The organism is Aeromicrobium ginsengisoli (assembly GCF_004134905.2).
GTDB lineage: Bacteria > Actinomycetota > Actinomycetes > Propionibacteriales > Nocardioidaceae > Aeromicrobium > Aeromicrobium ginsengisoli.
In genome coordinates, this window is sequence record NZ_SDPQ02000003.1 from 249,277 (window position 1) to 265,694 (window position 16,418).

General features: G+C 69.2%; 19 protein-coding genes. 7 read left to right on the forward strand and 12 right to left on the reverse strand.

Annotated elements, in window-relative coordinates:
- Nucleotides 1-55: 55 nt before the first annotated feature.
- Nucleotides 56-376, forward strand: a complete 321-nt coding sequence (locus ESP70_RS14315) for an ArsR/SmtB family transcription factor (protein WP_149690000.1) — start codon at nt 56-58, stop codon at nt 374-376.
- Complete coding sequence (locus tag ESP70_RS14320; RefSeq protein ID WP_149690001.1) at nt 373-1,110, forward strand: SRPBCC domain-containing protein; 738 nt, start codon at nt 373-375, stop codon at nt 1,108-1,110. The genes ESP70_RS14315 and ESP70_RS14320 overlap by 4 nt, the downstream gene beginning before the upstream one ends.
- Here the strand turns inward: ESP70_RS14320 and ESP70_RS14325 are convergent.
- The 6 genes from ESP70_RS14325 to ESP70_RS14350 all read right to left on the reverse strand — a co-directional run bounded on the left by ESP70_RS14325 (nt 1,107) and on the right by ESP70_RS14350 (nt 5,342).
- A complete protein-coding gene (locus tag ESP70_RS14325) occupies nt 1,107-1,931 on the reverse strand; it encodes a sulfurtransferase (protein ID WP_149690002.1) in 825 nt (274 codons plus the stop codon). The genes ESP70_RS14320 and ESP70_RS14325 overlap by 4 nt on opposite strands.
- A gap of 162 nt (nt 1,932-2,093) precedes the next feature.
- On the reverse strand, nt 2,094-3,470 hold the full coding sequence (locus ESP70_RS14330) for a DEAD/DEAH box helicase (RefSeq protein ID WP_223148740.1): 1,377 nt from the start codon (nt 3,468-3,470) through the stop codon (nt 2,094-2,096).
- A gap of 179 nt (nt 3,471-3,649) precedes the next feature.
- Nucleotides 3,650-3,928 (reverse strand): GNAT family N-acetyltransferase, encoded by a 279-nt coding sequence (locus ESP70_RS14335; RefSeq protein ID WP_149690004.1) that lies wholly within the window; start codon nt 3,926-3,928, stop codon nt 3,650-3,652.
- Between the two features lie 14 nt (nt 3,929-3,942).
- Nucleotides 3,943-4,161 (reverse strand): SCO4848 family membrane protein, encoded by a 219-nt coding sequence (locus tag ESP70_RS14340; RefSeq protein WP_149690005.1) that lies wholly within the window; start codon nt 4,159-4,161, stop codon nt 3,943-3,945.
- A 42-nt stretch (nt 4,162-4,203) separates the two neighbouring features.
- Nucleotides 4,204-4,806, reverse strand: a complete 603-nt coding sequence (locus ESP70_RS14345) for a TOPRIM nucleotidyl transferase/hydrolase domain-containing protein (protein WP_149690773.1) — start codon at nt 4,804-4,806, stop codon at nt 4,204-4,206.
- Between the two features lie 50 nt (nt 4,807-4,856).
- On the reverse strand, nt 4,857-5,342 hold the full coding sequence (locus tag ESP70_RS14350) for a winged helix-turn-helix transcriptional regulator (protein ID WP_149690006.1): 486 nt from the start codon (nt 5,340-5,342) through the stop codon (nt 4,857-4,859).
- A gap of 95 nt (nt 5,343-5,437) precedes the next feature.
- On the opposite strand from ESP70_RS14350, the gene ESP70_RS14355 reads away from it, so the two are divergent.
- The gene (locus ESP70_RS14355; protein WP_149690007.1) at nt 5,438-6,718 is read left to right on the forward strand and encodes an MFS transporter; all 1,281 of its coding nucleotides are present in this window, start codon (nt 5,438-5,440) and stop codon (nt 6,716-6,718) included.
- Nucleotides 6,719-6,750: 32 nt separating this feature from the next.
- On the opposite strand, the gene ESP70_RS14360 is transcribed toward ESP70_RS14355, so the two are convergent.
- From ESP70_RS14360 to ESP70_RS14370, 3 genes are read right to left on the reverse strand one after another with little or no spacing between them, the layout of a single operon-like run.
- Nucleotides 6,751-7,059 carry a nuclear transport factor 2 family protein gene (locus ESP70_RS14360; protein WP_149690008.1) on the reverse strand — a complete coding sequence of 103 codons (309 nt, stop codon included), beginning with the start codon at nt 7,057-7,059 and terminating at the stop codon, nt 6,751-6,753.
- A gap of 32 nt (nt 7,060-7,091) precedes the next feature.
- Nucleotides 7,092-7,751 carry a response regulator transcription factor gene (locus tag ESP70_RS14365; protein ID WP_149690009.1) on the reverse strand — a complete coding sequence of 220 codons (660 nt, stop codon included), beginning with the start codon at nt 7,749-7,751 and terminating at the stop codon, nt 7,092-7,094.
- Nucleotides 7,733-8,998, reverse strand: coding sequence for a sensor histidine kinase (locus ESP70_RS14370; RefSeq protein WP_149690010.1), 1,266 nt, complete (start codon nt 8,996-8,998; stop codon nt 7,733-7,735). The genes ESP70_RS14365 and ESP70_RS14370 overlap by 19 nt, the downstream gene beginning before the upstream one ends.
- Nucleotides 8,999-9,131: 133 nt before the next feature.
- On the opposite strand from ESP70_RS14370, the gene ESP70_RS14375 reads away from it, so the two are divergent.
- Nucleotides 9,132-9,899 (forward strand): ABC transporter ATP-binding protein, encoded by a 768-nt coding sequence (locus tag ESP70_RS14375; protein WP_188110647.1) that lies wholly within the window; start codon nt 9,132-9,134, stop codon nt 9,897-9,899.
- Nucleotides 9,896-11,806, forward strand: a complete 1,911-nt coding sequence (locus ESP70_RS14380) for an FtsX-like permease family protein (protein WP_188110648.1) — start codon at nt 9,896-9,898, stop codon at nt 11,804-11,806. The genes ESP70_RS14375 and ESP70_RS14380 overlap by 4 nt, the downstream gene beginning before the upstream one ends.
- 85 nt (nt 11,807-11,891) lie before the next feature.
- Here the strand turns inward: ESP70_RS14380 and purQ are convergent, their stop codons facing one another.
- From purQ to ESP70_RS14395, 3 genes are all read right to left on the reverse strand, one after another.
- Nucleotides 11,892-12,563, reverse strand: a complete 672-nt coding sequence (gene purQ / locus ESP70_RS14385; protein WP_149690012.1) for a phosphoribosylformylglycinamidine synthase subunit PurQ — start codon at nt 12,561-12,563, stop codon at nt 11,892-11,894.
- Between the two features lie 79 nt (nt 12,564-12,642).
- The gene (gene purS / locus ESP70_RS14390) at nt 12,643-12,885 is read right to left on the reverse strand and encodes a phosphoribosylformylglycinamidine synthase subunit PurS (protein WP_149690013.1); all 243 of its coding nucleotides are present in this window, start codon (nt 12,883-12,885) and stop codon (nt 12,643-12,645) included.
- 156 nt (nt 12,886-13,041) lie between these two features.
- Nucleotides 13,042-14,598, reverse strand: coding sequence for a long-chain-fatty-acid--CoA ligase (locus ESP70_RS14395; RefSeq protein WP_149690014.1), 1,557 nt, complete (start codon nt 14,596-14,598; stop codon nt 13,042-13,044).
- A gap of 120 nt (nt 14,599-14,718) precedes the next feature.
- Between ESP70_RS14395 and ESP70_RS14400 the strand changes: the two genes are divergently transcribed.
- Nucleotides 14,719-15,312, forward strand: a complete 594-nt coding sequence (locus tag ESP70_RS14400) for a carboxypeptidase-like regulatory domain-containing protein (protein ID WP_149690015.1) — start codon at nt 14,719-14,721, stop codon at nt 15,310-15,312.
- Nucleotides 15,313-15,394: 82 nt separating this feature from the next.
- Nucleotides 15,395-16,396 (forward strand): carboxypeptidase-like regulatory domain-containing protein, encoded by a 1,002-nt coding sequence (locus ESP70_RS14405; RefSeq protein WP_149690016.1) that lies wholly within the window; start codon nt 15,395-15,397, stop codon nt 16,394-16,396.
- Nucleotides 16,397-16,418: the final 22 nt, after the last annotated feature.

A 16,418-nucleotide genomic window follows, 5' to 3' on the forward strand; every position in this document is an offset into this window, starting at 1 on the left:
AGTCGATCGCGCACTGGACCACAGCCCTATGGTTGCTCTACAGTAACGGTTACCCATGAGCAACCATTCATCAGCCCACGCCATCCTCGACGCACTCGGTGACCCGATGCGACGCAGCATCACCGAGACGCTCGGCAGGGGCGCCCTGCCCGTCGGCGAGCTGGCTGATCGGCTGCCGATCGGCCGGCCGGCCGTGAGCAAGCACCTGCGGGTCCTGGAGGACGCCGGTGTCGTCCAGCACACGAGCGTCGGCACCCGCAACCTCTACGCGCTCGCGCCCGATGGTCTCGCGGCCGTACAGGTGTGGCTCACCGAGACGTGGGACGACGCGTTGTCGTCGTTCGCCAGGCACGTCGAGAACGGAGCAGCATCATGACGATTCCTCCCATCGTGCGCCAGGTCGTGGTGGGCGCGTCGGCGTCGGATGCCTATGCCGCGTGGACCCGGCAGATCGGCACGTGGTGGCCGCTCCAGCGCCATTCGGTCTACAAGCAGGACACCTCGGTGGCGTTCGTCGACGACCAGATCGTCGAGACCTCGTCGACCGGCGAGACCGCGACCTGGGGCACGGTGATCAGCGCCGAGCCGCCCAGCAGCCTGACCTTCACGTGGCACCCGGGTCACGGCGCGGAGCGGGCGAGCACGGTCACGGTCGACTTCGTGCCGATCGGCGCCGACCGCACCCTCGTACGCCTGACACACACGGGCTGGGAGGTGTTCGCCGAGCCCCTCGACGCACGTGAGGAGTACCGCGGTGGCTGGGTCGGCGTGCTCGCGAACCTCCGCGCCGCCCTGCCGCCATCGTCGGGCGGCGCCGAGGACGTGTGGCTGATCCTCGAAGCAGCGCCCGGTCTGGCCGCCACCGGATCGGTCTTCGCGCATCCGCTGTTCGCCGAGCACCTCGTGTTCATCGACAAGCTCAAGGCCGACGGCGTGCTCGTGGCGGCTGGACCGTTGCCCGACGAGCCGGGCCATGGCCAGACGATCATCCGCGTACCGGCGTCAGAGGCGGCCGGCTACATCGACGCCGCCCACGACGACCCGGCCGTCGCCGGCGACCTGCTCGTGCTGCGCGTACGCCCGTGGCACGTCATGGTGCCGGGCGTCTAGCGCGGCGTCGTCCCCGTCGCGACCGGGCGGTCGTCATGGTTGCTCCACTGTGACCACGAGCCGGGATAGAGCGCCGCGTCGAAACCGGCGATCGCGAGCGCTGCGACCTCGTGCGCGGCGGTGACACCGGAGCCGCAGTAGGCCGCGACGTCAACTCCGTCGCGGACTCCGAGTGCCTCGAACCGGCGGCGCAGCTCGGTGACGGTTCGGAAGTGGCCGGTGTCGTCGAGGTTGTCGGTCGTCGGGGCACTGACGGCGCCGGGAATGTGACCCGCCTGGGGATCGATCGGCTCGGTCTCGCCGGTATACCGCTCGCCGGCACGGGCATCGAGGAGCACGCCGGCGTACGACGCAGCGCCGTCGATGTCGATCGTCGGCAGGTGTCCACCGTCGAGGGTCACGTCACCCGGCTCCGGCACGACATCGTCGGTCTCGAGCGCTCCACCGGAAGCCACCCAGGCGCTGAGCCCGCCGTCGAGGAGGCGTACGTCGTCGAATCCGGCCCAGCGGAGCAGCCACCACGCGCGTGCAGCGGCGAGGTTGCCGCTGTCGTCGTACGCGACCACGGCGTCGCCGTCGCCGATGCCCCAGCGTCGGGCCGCGGCCTGCAGCGACTCGACCGAGGGCAGCGGGTGCCGGCCGTCCTGGGGCTCGCCGTGCGCCGCCAGCTCGGTGTCGAGCCCGACGAACACGGCACCGGGCAGGTGGCCGGCGAGGTAGTCGTCACGACCTGGAGGGCCGCCCAGCTTCCATCGGACGTCGAGCAGGACGATGCGACCGGTCGAGGAGATCAGCTCCGGCGCCTGGATCAGGATGCTCACATCCACAGCGTATGCAGGCTCGCCTCATGCTCGTGGGCGGTGGATGTTCCACCTGATGCGGGATCGTACGGTGGAGAATCCACCGCCGAGAGGGCCGAAACGACTGGCGGCGCCACCCCCGGGCGTACCGGGGATGACGCCGCTCCAGTGTCGTGCTGGCCGTCAGGAGGAGGAGTAGACCCGAGTGGATCCGCCGGACCCACCGCTGCGACGGCGTCCGCCGCCACCGCCACGGTTGCCGCCGCCCCCTTGCGGGCGTCCGCCACCGTTGCCACGGAAGCCGCCCTGGGGACGCCCTCCGCCGCTGTTGCCTCCGCGGCCGCCGCCGTTGCCCGGAGTGCGAGCACCCTGGCGTACGGACGACATGTGCGGAGCCTCGGTGCCGGCGCCGGACAGTGCCTCTGCGGTCATGGGCGACGGTGCCGTGCGGGCGTCGTGATGACGCGCCGTGACACCGGCCTTGTTCTGCAGCTGCATGACGTCGCGCAGCGCCTCGGGCGTCGTCATCGTGACGACGGACCCGGACTCTCCGGCGCGAGCCGTGCGGCCCGAACGGTGCTGGTAGGCCTTGTGCTCGGCCGGTGCGTCGTAGTGCACGACGAGACCGATGCGGTCGACGTGGATGCCGCGCGCGGCGACGTCCGTGGCAACGATGACGCTGGCGCGACCGCTGCTGAACGCCTCGAGGTTGCGCTCACGGTGACGCTGCGAGAGGTCACCGTGCATGTCGACGGCCTCGATGCCGTTCTGCGTCAGCTGGCGCGCGAGACGCATGGCTCCGCGACGCGTGCGGGTGAAGACGATGCTGCGCGGGTTGGCGCGCAGCAGGTCGAACGCGGTCTTGGACTTCTCGGTCGCGGCGCTGACGAGCACGTGGTGCTCCATCGTGTCGACCGCGCTCTCGCCCGAGTCGACCTCGTGGAGGACGTGCTTGGGCAGGTGGCGCTTGACGAGCTTGTTGACGTCGCCGTCGAGCGTCGCCGACAGCAGCAGCCGCTGGCTCGACTCGGGGGTCTTGGTCAACAGTGCGTCGATCGGCTTGTAGAAGCCGAGGTCGCACAGGTGGTCGGCCTCGTCGAGGACCGTGATCTCGATGTCGTCGAGCGTCATGCAGCGACGGTCGAGCAGGTCGGTCAGACGGCCCGGGGTGGCGATGACGATGTCGACGCCGCTGCGGAGCGTGCTGATCTGCTTGTTGATCGGCACGCCACCGTAGACCGTGGTCAGGCGAAGGCCCATCTTCTGCGCGAGCGGCTCCATGGCCGTACGCACCTGGGTCGCCAGCTCACGGGTCGGGAGCAGGATCAGGCCACGAGGGGCCTTGGGGCGGCTCGTGCGACCGGCGAGCCGGACGAGGACCGGGAGGCCGAAGGCCAGGGTCTTTCCGGAGCCGGTGCGCGCGCGGCCCAGCACGTGGCGTCCCGCGAGCGCATCGGGGATCACCGCCTGCTGGACGGGACTGGGGTTGACGATCTCCTGGCGTGCCAACGCGGATACCAGCGAGGCGGGGAGGTCGAGGGTGGAAAAGGTGGGCAGCACAGAGCTGCCTTCAGGCTGATTCAAGGAACTCACAGACGATTCGGGATGAATGCCCGATATCCATTTCACGCAAGATGCGCTACTTCGTCGGGCCGGAACAGCACCGGACTGGCGCGTTCACGTATTCACATTCTAGCAGTCCGTTGCCGCGCCCAACGAATCGAGCGGTGTGCGCGTGGTCACGCCAGGAGGTCCTGGTAGTCCGGGTGCTTCTCGACGAACCGTGCGACATACGGGCAGGTCGCGATGATCTTCTTGCCGCGCACGCGGATGTCGTCGAGAGCGCCGGTGACCAGCTGCGATGCAAGGCCCTGACCCTCGAACTGGTCGAACACGACGGTGTGCGGGAACGTCACGACGTCACCGTCCTCGAACGCTTGCGTGAAGCCGGCGAGGATGTTGTCCACGTGGATCTCGTAGCGGTCTTTGTCGGCATTGTGGGTGACGAGGTTGCTCATGCGTGGGTCAACGCTCAGAACAGCGTGACGATTCCGAGCACGCCGACCGCGACGGCCAGGGCCAGCGAGATCGCGATGAGGATCGTGTGGACGCGCAGGAACGTCGTGGCGTTGCCCGCGGCGTCACGCGACCGCTCGTCCTTGCGTACGCGCTTGAGGAACGGCGGCCAGATGACGAAGTTCCAGATCGCGGTGACGATGAGCACGAGCGACCAGGCGACGGGGAGATCCATGCGGCCATTCTCTCAGCCGTGCTCCTTGAGCCAGTCGAAAGGTCAGAGCTCCGCGAGCAGGTTGTCGAGGGGTTGGGGTACGCGGTCGAGGTCCAGGGCGTCGACGAGCGCCCGGCCGTACTGCTCCTTGCGCCCGCTGTGCGTACCCATGAACCGGTGCAGGCGTTGCTCGGCGCTGCGTTCCCGCTGCGCCGGCTGCTGGCGGAAGATGTCGTACGCCCGCGTCTCGCCCTCGAGTGCGATGACCTGCTCCACCGCTTCCGGCCCGAGGGCGCGGATGAACTCCCCCTCGAGGTCGGGATCGCACACGAAGAAGCCGTCGAGCCCGAGTCCGGCGCGCGCGAGGGCTCGCTCGAAGAACCCCAGCTCCGCACGGTCGCACAGGCCCACGATCGCGGTGCCGAGTCCGTGCGGACCGAGGACGTCGACGAACCGGCGGATGTTGGTCGCCCCGCCCATCGGCACGACGCACACACCCTCGGCATCGAGGTCCCGGCCGCGACGTACGGCGAGGCGTTCGACCGCCGCCTGGTCGCTCACACCCTCGACCAGCGCGACCGTGCGCAGCCCGGTGGCCAGCTCGTGCACGGCGGCATCCTCACCACTGGCAGCCCATGCGACGAGGGACTCGCGAAGGCGGGTCATGTCAGGCACAGAGCCAGTCTGCCCGGTCGAGTCGGCCTGCGGACCGAGTCCTAGGGAGCGCCGACCAGGCGCTCGCGTGTCGCCTTCCAGGGCTTGTCCCAGCTGACGTCTCCGGGCCGGAGCGCCTCGCCGCACTCGCTGCAGGCGTCCGCCGTCGTCGTCTCGGCGCCGCACGTCTCATGGATGACGGCCATGTGCGCACCGCCTTCGGGCATCCGGGTGTGCTTCTCGGCCCAGATCGACACAGCGTGCATGATCGGCAGCAGGTCGGCGCCGGCCTCCGTCGCGACGTACTCGAAGTGCGTACGCCGGTCGGCGCGGTACTCGACCTTGCGCAGCAGCTCCTCGTCGACCAGCAGCCGCAGACGCCGGCTCAGGACCGCGTCGGAGATGCCGATGCTCTCGCGGATCTCGTCGAACCGGCGACGCCCGTGCAGGACCTCGCGCATGATCAGCATGATCCACGGATCGCCGAGCACGTCGAGCCCGCGGCGTACGGGACACAGATCCTCGGACCAGTCGGATCGCAATGGCATGATGCACCTCGATTGTGGCTGGATATCGCCTTGCTCCAGGAAAGCCAGCACCAGTATGGTCGACTGGTCAACTTTCCTCAAGAAAGTCAGGTCCCATGACTCGTACGCGCGTCCACCCGGCTTGGTTCGTCGCCGTGACGGCGTTCGTCGCGCTGGTCGGCGCTGCCGGCTTCCGCGCCGCGCCGGGTGCGCTGTTCGTGCCGCTGCACGACGAGTTCGGCTGGTCGACGAGCATCATGTCGCTCGCGGTCAGCATCAACCTGCTGCTCTACGGCCTCACCGCTCCGTTCGCCGCGGCGTTGATGGACAAGTTCGGCATCCGCAAGGTCACCACGGTGGCGCTGCTGATGGTGTCGCTGGGCAGCGGGCTCACGGTGTTCATGACCGAGTCGTTCCAGCTGCTCATCACGTGGGGCGTGCTGATCGGCCTCGGCACCGGATCGATGGCGATGGTGTTCGCCGCGACGATCGCCAACCGCTGGTTCATCGAGCGGCGCGGCCTCGTCATGGGCATCCTCACCGCCGGCGGTGCGACGGGCCAGCTGGTGTTCCTGCCGATCGTCGCCGCCCTCGCCGACAACGTCGGCTGGCGCACGGCGTCGCTGACGATCGCCGGCGCCGCACTGCTGGTCGTACCACTGGTCATCCGGTTCATCGGCGACTTCCCCGAGGATCGGAGCCTCGCGCCCTACGGCGCACCGGCCGACTGGCGGCCGCCCGTACGTGAGACCGGCGGGGCAGCCAAGCGGGCGACCGATGCCCTGCGTGCCGCCGCCCGAGTCCCGGCGTTCTGGGCTCTCGCGGCCGCGTTCGCGATCTGCGGTGCGACGACGAACGGCCTGGTCGGCATCCACTTCATCCCGTCGGCGCACGACCACGGGATGGCCCAGACCACGGCGGCGGGCTTGTTGGCGGTGGTCGGCATCTTCGACATCGCCGGCACGGTGGCGTCGGGCTGGTTCACCGACCGCTACGACCCCCGGATGCTGCTCGTCGGCTATTACGCGTTCCGTGGCGTCGGACTCGTGCTGCTGCCGTCGCTGCTGTCGTCGAGCGTACGGCCGAGCATCGTGGCGTTCGTCGTGATCTACGGGCTCGACTGGGTCGCGACGGTGCCGCCCACCGTGGCGCTGTGCCGGGAGATCTTCGGCGAGCAGGGCACGATCGTGTTCGGCTGGGTGTTCGCCGCGCACCAGTTCGGCGCTGCTGCGGCCGCCTTGGTCGCCGGTGTCATCCGCGACCAGACCGGGAGCTACTCGCTGGCGTGGTTCGGCGGTGCGGGGCTGTGCGCCGTCGCGGCCGTGCTGTCGTGGATCCTCGGCTCGTCCCGCAAGCGCGCCGCCGTACGAGAGTCCCTCACCCCCGTCCCGATGTGAGCAGCCCTCGCTGGGAGTGGAGCAGTCGGGGGTCAGGGGCGGATCGCGAGGTGTCGAATCTGGTCGTCGTCGATGTCGATGAAGTGGTAGCGCAGGGCGATGGGACTGCCGGGAAAGTCACCGGCGATGTCGGCCGTCGCGATCGGGTAGCCGTCATCGGTCGACACGTCGATGACGGTGTACGACACGGAAGGCACGTCCGAGCGCCATGCCCTGACCTCGGCGATGCCGCGGTGCGTACGTCCGTCGTCCTCGACGACGACGTCGTCGGCGAACAGCTCGAACCACGCCTCCAGATCGGACACGGCAAGGTCGAAGTAGCGCTGGATCAGATCGGTCATGGACCCATCCTCGCCGCCAGGTCAGACAATCCTCACTGTCCCCGCAGGTAGGTGAGGACGGCAGAGACGCGGCGGTCGTGGTCGTCGCCGAGGTCGAGCTTGGCGAAGATGCTGCCGACGTGCTTGCGCACGGCGGCGTCGCTGACGAACAGCGCCGCCGCGATCGACCCGTTGGTGCGTCCCTCAGCCATCAATGCGAGCACCTCGCGCTCGCGGGCGGTCAGTGCGGCGAGCGGACCGTCGTCGCTGCGGCGGGCCAGCAGCTGGCGTACGACCTCGGGGTCGACGACGGTCTGCCCCTCGACGACCTGGTCGAGGCTCACCAGGAAGTCGGCGACCCGGCCGACCCGGTCCTTGAGCAGATAGCCGATTCCAGCCGTCCCGGTGGAGTCCATGAGCACCGGGAGATAGGCGTCGGCGACATACTGCGACAGCACCAGGATCGGCAGCGCCGGCTGCTCCTCGCGGATCGCGGCGGCGGCACGGAGCCCCTCGTCGGAGTGGCCCGGCGGCATGCGTACGTCCGTGATCACCACGTCGGGCCGATCGGCGCGCACCGCGGCCACCAGCTCGTCGGGGTCCGTCGCGCTCGCCACGACCTCGTGACCGGCACGCTCGAGGATGCCGATCAGTCCCTCACGGAGCAGCGCCGAGTCCTCAGCCAGGACGATCCTCAGCGGTCGACGTGCCATGGGCTCTCCATCCGCAACTCGGTCGGTCCTCCGGCGGGACTCGTGACGGTCAGCGTGCCACCCAGCGCGTCGAGCCTGGTGACGAGCCCGGACAGGCCGGTCCCCTCCCCGACGACCGCGCCGCCGTGGCCGTCGTCGCTGACGACCAGCACCAACGAGTCGCCTGCTCGGCGGGCCTGGATCGCGGCGCTGCGGGCCTCGGCGTGCTTGGCGACGTTGGCCAGCCCCTCGCTGACCACGAAGTAGGCCGCGGCCTCGACCTGCGCCGGCGGCCGCTCGTCGAGCGACACGTCGACGCGTACGGGTATCGGCATGCGGTCGGCGACCTCGCGGATCGCGGCGCCGAGCCCGAGGTCGGTGAGGACGCGGGGATGCACGCCGCGTACGACCTCGCGCAGGTCGGCGAGTGCCGCCTCGGCCTCACTGTGCGCCTGGCGTACGAGGGCCAGCCCCTCGCCCTCGGGCACGTCGAGCTCGGCGCGACCGAGCAGCATCGTCAGCGCGACCATGCGCTGCTGCACCCCGTCGTGCAGGTCGCGCTCGATGCGCTTGCGCTCGGTCTCGAACGCGTCGACGAGGTCGATCCGCGACCGGCGCAGCTCGGTGACGCGGGCCTCGAGCTCCTCCTCGCGCGGGCTCAGCAGGATGCGCGCCAGCGACGACTGGGCTGCAGCGAGCACCGTCAGGACGTACGAGCCCAGGACCAGGCCGACCGGCGTCGCGATGATCGCGAACGGCAGCGCCTCGCGGGTCGAGTCGAGCTGCCACCAGAGCATGCCGACCGTGTCGTAGTGGGCGAGCAGCGGCGAGAGCAGCGACACCACGACGGTCGTCACCACGACCACGACGACGAGGGCGTCGACGGCCCAGAGGATCAGCGCGAGCAGGACGGCGTAGCCGAGGGCACGCCACGACGCGGCGTCGCGCGGGGTCCGCCACCACGGTGTCTCCGAGGGCCCCGGCGCCGCGGCCTCCCCCAGCATCAGCGGCAGCCGTCGGCGCTCCACGACGGCGATCATGGCGCCGAGCTTGGGCAGCGCGCCGAGGATGAACAAGCCGATGATGAGCGGGGTCGTCACGACACCCACGCCGATCGTCACGAAGAATCCGACGAGCGAGACCAGGCCGATCACGGCACCGGTCAGCAGGTAGGCGAGCGAGCGCCATGGCCACGGCGAGAGCACGAGGCGTACGGGATTGCCGCCGACGACCGACCACACCGGGGAGGTACGCGTCGCGGAGGTCATGATGACCCAGCGTAGGGGCGCGGACCGGCGATGACAGTGACCTCAGGTCCACTCTGGGGGTAGCGCGTGCGCTACCCCAAGAGTCGCTCGCAGGCCAGAGACGGCGCGGGCTCGCCGACGATGTCATGGAGTCATGACAACTCTCACCGCTTCCGATCCCGGTCGAACCACCACCCGTACCGACGCCGTGGTCCTGGACGGCGTCACCAAGACGTACGCGTCCAAGGCCGGCAAGGTCGACGCGCTGCGCGGCATCACCCACACCTTCGCTGCGTCGACGTTCACCGCCGTCATGGGGCCTTCGGGGTCCGGCAAGTCGACGCTGCTGCAGTGCGCGGCCGGCCTCGACCGCCCGACGAAGGGCACGGTCCTGGTCGCCGGCACGGACCTGGCGAAGCTCAACGAGGTCGAGCTGACCACGATGCGCCGCTCGACGATGGGCTTCGTCTTCCAGTCCTACAACCTGCTGCCGGCCCTCACGGTGTTCGACAACGTCGCGCTGCCGCTGAGGCTCGCAGGCGTACGACCCGGTCGCCGCGACATCCTCACGGCGCTCGCAGAGGTCGGCCTCGAAGGGCACCAGGGACGCCGGCCCGCCGAGCTCTCCGGCGGCCAGCAGCAGCGGGTCTCGATCGCCCGCGCGCTCATCGCGCGGCCGCAGGTCGTGTTCGCCGACGAGCCGACCGGTGCCCTCGACCGTACGAGCAGCCACCAGGTGCTCGAGCTGCTGCGACGGTCCGTCGACGAGCAGGGCCACACGATCGCGATGGTCACGCACGATCCGGTCGCGGCGTCGTACGCCCACGCGGTGATCTTCCTCGAGGACGGCCGGCTCGTCGGGCAGCTTCAGCACGGCACCGCGTCCCAGATCGCCGCGATGATGAGCGAGCTCGAACGATGATGCTCCTCGACCTCAGCCGGCACACCGTCCGGCGCAACGTCGCGCCGTACGTCGGATCGTTCGTCGCGTTGTTCCTCGGCGTCACGCTGATCGGACTGACGGTGGAGATGATCACCGCCGTCGCCGAGGCCACGTCGCGGCTCGAGCCCGGTGACGCCAAGACCCGCCTGCAGCTCGATGACCTGGCCTCGATGTTCGGGGTGATGTCCGGCTTCTCCGGGTTCATCGCGATCTTCGTGGTCGCGAGCACGTTCTCGTTCGTCGTCTCGTCGCGTCGCCGTGAGCTCGGACTGCTGCGCCTGATCGGCTCGACCCCGCGTCAGGTCCGCCGGATGATCCTCGGGGAGTCGCTGATCGTCGCGGCCGCCGCCTCGCTCGCGGGCTGCGCGTTCGCCCATCTGATCACCCCGATGACGCTCTGGCTCGCGCACGAGCGCGGCCTGACGCCGATGAAGCTGGACCCGCCGACCTTCTGGCCCACGCTTGCCATCGCGTTTCCGATCGGCGCCGTCGTCGCCCTCGTCGGTGTCCGCTCCGCCGCGCGCCGGGCGTCGAGGATCCCGCCCGTCGATGCGATGCGGGAGGCCGCCGTCGAGCGTCGGCGGATGGGTTTCTGGCGATTCGTCGTCGGGCTCGTCTGCCTCGCCGGATCGCTCACGATGCTCGTCACGATGGGCGCCGTCACCGGCGAGCTGTCCCTCGTCCTCGGCATCTTCGCGCCGGAGATGCTCGTGATCTCCGCCGTGTGCTTCGGCCCGTGGCTGTTCCCGGCGCTCGCGCGGCTCATCGCCTGGCCGCTGGTACGCCGGGGCGACGTGACGATCCGGCTGGCGCGCGACAACGTCGCTGCCTCGGCGAAGCGCACCGCATCGCTAGCGGCACCGACCCTCGCGATCTCGGCGATCGGCGGATCGCTGCTCCTGACCCTCGGCATCGCCGCGGACTGGGACCACGCGATCAACCAGGAGTACCTCAAGGCACCGGTCGTCGTGCAGGGCGATGAACGTACGGGCGAGGCGCTCGCGAGCTCGCCCGCCGTCAAGGTTGCCGACGCCGGAGCGGCGACCAGCATCACGCTGATCGACCGCGAGGGCGAGCGGGAGCTCGAGGATGCGCAGACGATCAACGTCCCCGATGCGGTCGCCGCCCGCGGACTGACCGCCCACAAGGGATCACTCAGTGAGCTCCACGGCCGCACCATCGCGATGTCGACGTCGTACGCCTTCGACAGCGGTTATCACCTCGGCAGCACGATGCGGGTCGCGTTCGGCAGCGGCAAGCCGATCGACCTCAAGGTCGTGGCCATCGTCGAGTCGGCGCCGTCGCTGTACGGCGACCTGCTGCTGCCACCGGGTCTGGTGAAGGCGAAGCCCGACCGTTGGTTCGTCGTCCCCCAGTCCGGTGTCGCCGACCCGGTGTCGACGATCAACGCCGAGCTGCGTGGGACCTCGGGACACGCCGAGTCCGCCGATGCGTGGCTCGCCGCGACCGATGCCGACCTGCGCAGGAACAACACGTTCGCGCTGTGGGTGCTGCTCGGCCCGTCGGGGTTCTACGCGGCCTTGGCGATCGCCAACACGTTGCTGATGGGCAGCCTGCAGCGGCACCGCGAGTTCGTCGCGACGCGGCTGATCGGCGCGACGGAGCGACAGGTCCGCAAGGTCGTCCTCTGGGAGTCCGCCCTCGTGACCGCCACGTCGCTGACGATGGGCGCGATCATCAGCGCGACGGTCGCGGTGCTGGTCGGCCGGTCGCTCGGCAGCGGTCTGGAGAGCATGCCGGTCGACGTGCCGTGGCTCGGCCTCGGCGCGATCGGCGCGACGTGTCTCGTCATCGCCACGGTCGCCGCGGTGGCTCCGACGAGCTTCATGCTGCGCCGGGTGCACCCTTCCCAAGCCGCGGAGTAGTTCGGGAACCCGCTGAGCATGACGTTTCTGTCGTGGTCATGCGGCGTGTCGCAGCAGAAACGTCAGTCTCAGCGGGTGCTTGGCTTCAGGCGGAGGTGAGGGTGGCCAGGGCCGAGGTGAAGAGCGCGAGACCGTCGGTGCCGGGGCCGGTGAGGTCCTCGACCGCGTGCTCGGGGTGCGGCATGAGCCCGACGACGTTGCCGCACTCGTTGGTGATGCCGGCGATGTCGCGCAGCGATCCGTTGGGGTTGAAGTCGACGTAGCGGAACACGACCTGACCCTCACCCTCGAGCCGGTCGAGCGTGTCCTCGTCAGCGACGAAGCCACCCTCGCCGTTCTTGAGCGGGATGACGATCTCGTCGCCGACCGAGAGGTCCGACGTCCACGCGGTCGAGGAGCTCTCGACCTTGAGGGTCTGGTCGCGGCAGATGAACGTGCGGTGGTCGTTGCGGATCAGGGCGCCGGGCAGCAGGTGCGACTCGCACAGGATCTGGAAGCCGTTGCAGATGCCGAGCACCGGCATGCCACCCTGGGCCGCCGCGATGACCTCGGTCATGACGGGTGCGAACCGGGCGATCGCGCCGGCGCGCAGGTAGTCGCCGTAGGAGAAGCCGCCGGGCAGGATGACCGCGTCGACACCCTTGAGGTCGTGGTCGCCGTGCCACAGCGCGACGGGCTCACCACCGGCGATGCGTACGGCGCGCTGGGCGTCGACATCGTCGAGCGACCCCGGGAACGTGACGACGCCAACCTTCATGCGGGCTCCCCTGCGGAAAGTGCGGCACGCAGGAGATCCCGCATGAATTGTCCTTGTCGGTTCACTCGCTGCCGCTCGCTCACTGATCGACCCTGACCGAGTAGTCCTCGATGACTGGGTTGGACAACAGCGTGCCGGCCAGAGCGTGGACCTCGGCGAGGGTGGCCTCGTCGGCGACCTCGACCTCGAGCTCGAACCGCTTGCCCTGACGTACGTCCGTCACGGCGTGATAGCCGAGGCGCGGCAGTGCGCCGTGGACGGCCTTGCCCTGCGGGTCGAGGATCTCGGGTTTGGGCATGACATCGACGATGACGCGGGCCACGGACGCTCCTATTTCGGGGGTGTGGCTTCATTCTAATCGCGCTGACGGGAGACTTACGGCCGACCCGCAAGCCTCGGACAAGCGCGACAACCCACAAGCTCAGCCTCGCAGGCCAGCCGTAAGTCTCTCCTCAGCGTCGCTGTCCCGGGCTGCGCCCTACGACAGCTCGCGCTTGAGGATCTTGCCGGTGCTGGTCATCGGCAGCTCGTCGAGGAACTGCACGACGCGCGGGTACTTGTAGGCCGCGAACTGCTCCTTGCCCCAGGCCACCAGGTCAGCCTCGGACACGTCGTCATGGTCCTTGTTCTTGACCACGACAGCCTTGATCTCCTCACCGTGCGACTCGTGCGGCACCCCGATCACGGCGACCAGCGACACCGCCGGGTGCTCCATGAGCACTTCCTCGAGCTCACGCGGATAGACGTTGAAGCCGCCACGGATGATCATGTCCTTGGACCGGTCGACGATGTAGTAGAAGCCGTCCTCGTCCTTCTTGGCCAGGTCGCCGGACCTGAACCAGCCGTCGCGGATCGCCTCGGCCGTCGCCTCGGGCCGGCCGTAGTAGCCCTTCATGACGTTGTGGCCCTTGATCGCGATCTCGCCGACCGCGTCCGGGCTGTCCGGTACGTCCGACCAGTCGTCGTTGATCAGCTTCATCTCCACACCTGGGATCGGTACGCCGATCGAGCCGACCCGCGGCTCCTCCCCGAACCGCGAGAACGACGCCACCGGCGAGGTCTCCGACAACCCGTAGCCCTCCAGGATCGTGACCCCGAACCGCTCCTTGAACTGGCGGTGGATGTCGACCGGCAACGCCGAGCCGCCGGCCGCGGCGACCCGCAGGTTGGCCGCCAACGTCTCCACGTCGACCGTCTCGTCGAGGGCGCCGAGCAGGCCCCAGTACATCGTCGGGACGCCGGCAAAGAACGTCACGCCGTTGGCCAGCATGAGCTTCAACGCAGACTGCGCCTCGAACCGCGGCAGCATCACGACCGTGCCGCCGTACGCCATCGAGCCGTTCTGGATCACGGTCTGCCCGAACGAGTGGAACAACGGCAGCACGCACAGGTAGGTGTCGGGGCGCGCCGCGTCCGCGCCGAACAGGTCCGCGCCGGCCAGCGCGTTGTCGCGCATGTTGCGGTGCCGCAGCTCCGCACCCTTGGGCTGACCCGTCGTGCCCGACGTGTAGAGGATCACCGCGGTGTCGTCGTCATCGCGCGCGACCGTGTCGAACGTCGGCGGCTGCTGCGCCACGAGGGGGCCGTAGAACTCCGGCGGCTCCATCGGCTCAGGCTGCTGGGAGTCCAGCTTGATCAGGAAGAACTCCGTGCACGACTCCGTCGCCTGAAAGCCCTCCCACGCCGCGTCGCCGATCGGCAGGTCCGGCGTGCCCTCGAACGCGAAGTACGCCTTGGCGTCCGAATCGGCCAGGTGATAGGCCACCTCGCGGCCCTTGAGCAACACGTTGAGCGGTACGACCGTCGCGCCGGCCTTGAGGATCCCGAAGTAGATGATCGTGAAGTACGGCAGGTTGGGGCACGACAGCGCGACCTTGTCGCCAGGCTCGATGCCGCGCGACACCAGCAGGTTCGCCACCTGGTTCGCAGCACCGTTGACCTGCGCATACGTCAACCGGGTGTCACCGAACACGATCGCCGTACGGTCGGCGTACTTCTCGGTCGACTGCTCCAACAAGGCGGCAAGATTGGCCACGGGTCTCCTCCAGGTGTGACGGGGCTCTCACCATACCCGCAGTATCTGGACGCCGGGGACAACCTTCCGGCCGCTCCTGGCATCTAACCCTCGACACCACATCGAGCTGAGGGGAAAAGCATGACCGCTCCCGTAGGACTGACCATGACACTCGCATCATCCACCGTTGCCGTCACGGGCACGATCTCCGACCCCGAGGGCTTTCCGCTCGCCGGGATCACGGTCGCCCTGTTCGCCAACGGCCGCGACGAAGGCGTCCGCGTGGACACCACGACCACGGACGACGTCGGCGGATACCGATTCACCCGGATGCACGCCACGGTGGGCGACGACTACCGGGTCGAGACCACCGATCCCTCGGGCGCCCACGTCTTCTCGCAATCGATCGTCACGATCACCTCCGGCCCGATGACGACGCATCACCGGACGATCCAGGTTGCCGGCCACATCCAGGGCATCGTCAGGGCCCAGGACGACAGTGCGCGTGTGCAGTCCGGCACGGAGGTGTGCGTGACCGCGACCGGCGAGCACGCCGTCCAGGCGGTGAACGTGTCGGCCAGGGGCAGGTTCCGCATCGGCGGACTCCCGGCCGGGGAGTACGCCGTGACGTTCCACGCCAGCAACCCCAAGCTCGCCGACCTCCCGCCGACCCTGGTCACGGTCACGGCTGGCCGTACGACGACGATCGAGGACCGAGCCCTGCCGACACGGTGATCAGACCCGTCACAGAACGAGACAACCTTTTGGGCCGACCGGGCATCTCCCCTCACGACATCACCGAACCCGAGGGGGAAGCATGACCGCACGACTCGCACGACTGACCAGGACCACCGTGGCCGCCATCTGCGCCATGGTGGTCCTCGTCGCCGGCGGCACCACGGCCGCGATCGCGACGGCATCGGCCGCTCCCGCCGGCGCCGTCGTCACCGGCACGATCTTCGACCCGAGCGGCTACCCGCTCACCGGCATCACGGTCCGGCTCTTCCGGGACGGCCCCGACGAAGGCACCCTGGTCGACACGACGAGGACGAACGACGCCGGCCGCTATCGCTTCAACGGCGTCGAGGGCACGACGGGCGACTCGTACCGGGTCGAGGGCACCGACGAGTCCGGCGGTCACGTCTTCGTGGACTCGACGTTCGACCTGACCGGCACCACGACGACACGCAACGCGACGATGCGGCTCGCCGGCTTCATCCAGGGCAAGGTCTCCACCAAGATCGGGACTGCTCCGGCCCAACGAGCCACCAAGGCGTTCGTCTCCGCCGAGTCCGAGGACGCCGCCGAGGGCGCCCATGTCTCGTCCAAGGGCACGTTCCGCATCGGCGAGCTCCCGCCGGGGACGTACACCCTGACGTTCCTGGACAGCGCCTTCGCCTACCAGTGCTACGACAACCTCCGCGCACCGTTCCACGGGAGCTGCTCACGCTCGACCAAGGTCACCGTGATCGCCGGCCGCACGACGACGATCAACCCCCAGGTGCTCGATCACCCCAACAGCAAGGTCAGTGGCAAGGTGACCGACACCAGCGGCGCGCCCTTGAGCGGCATCCAGGTCGCGGTCTACACCGACACGAATCGCCAGATCAACGACTCGACCACCAAGGCGGACGGCACGTGGGCCGTGAACAGCGTCGACTGGGTCGGCAGGATCAAGGTCGTGGCCCGGACCTACTCCGGCCAGCCCTACCGCACGACCTGGTACAAGAACGCGGTCGACTTCGCGCACGGCACGGCGATCGCCGTGAAGGACGGATCGACCATCACCGGCATCAACATGGCGCTGCCGACGAAGTGAGCTGACCCGGCCCGGTCTGACC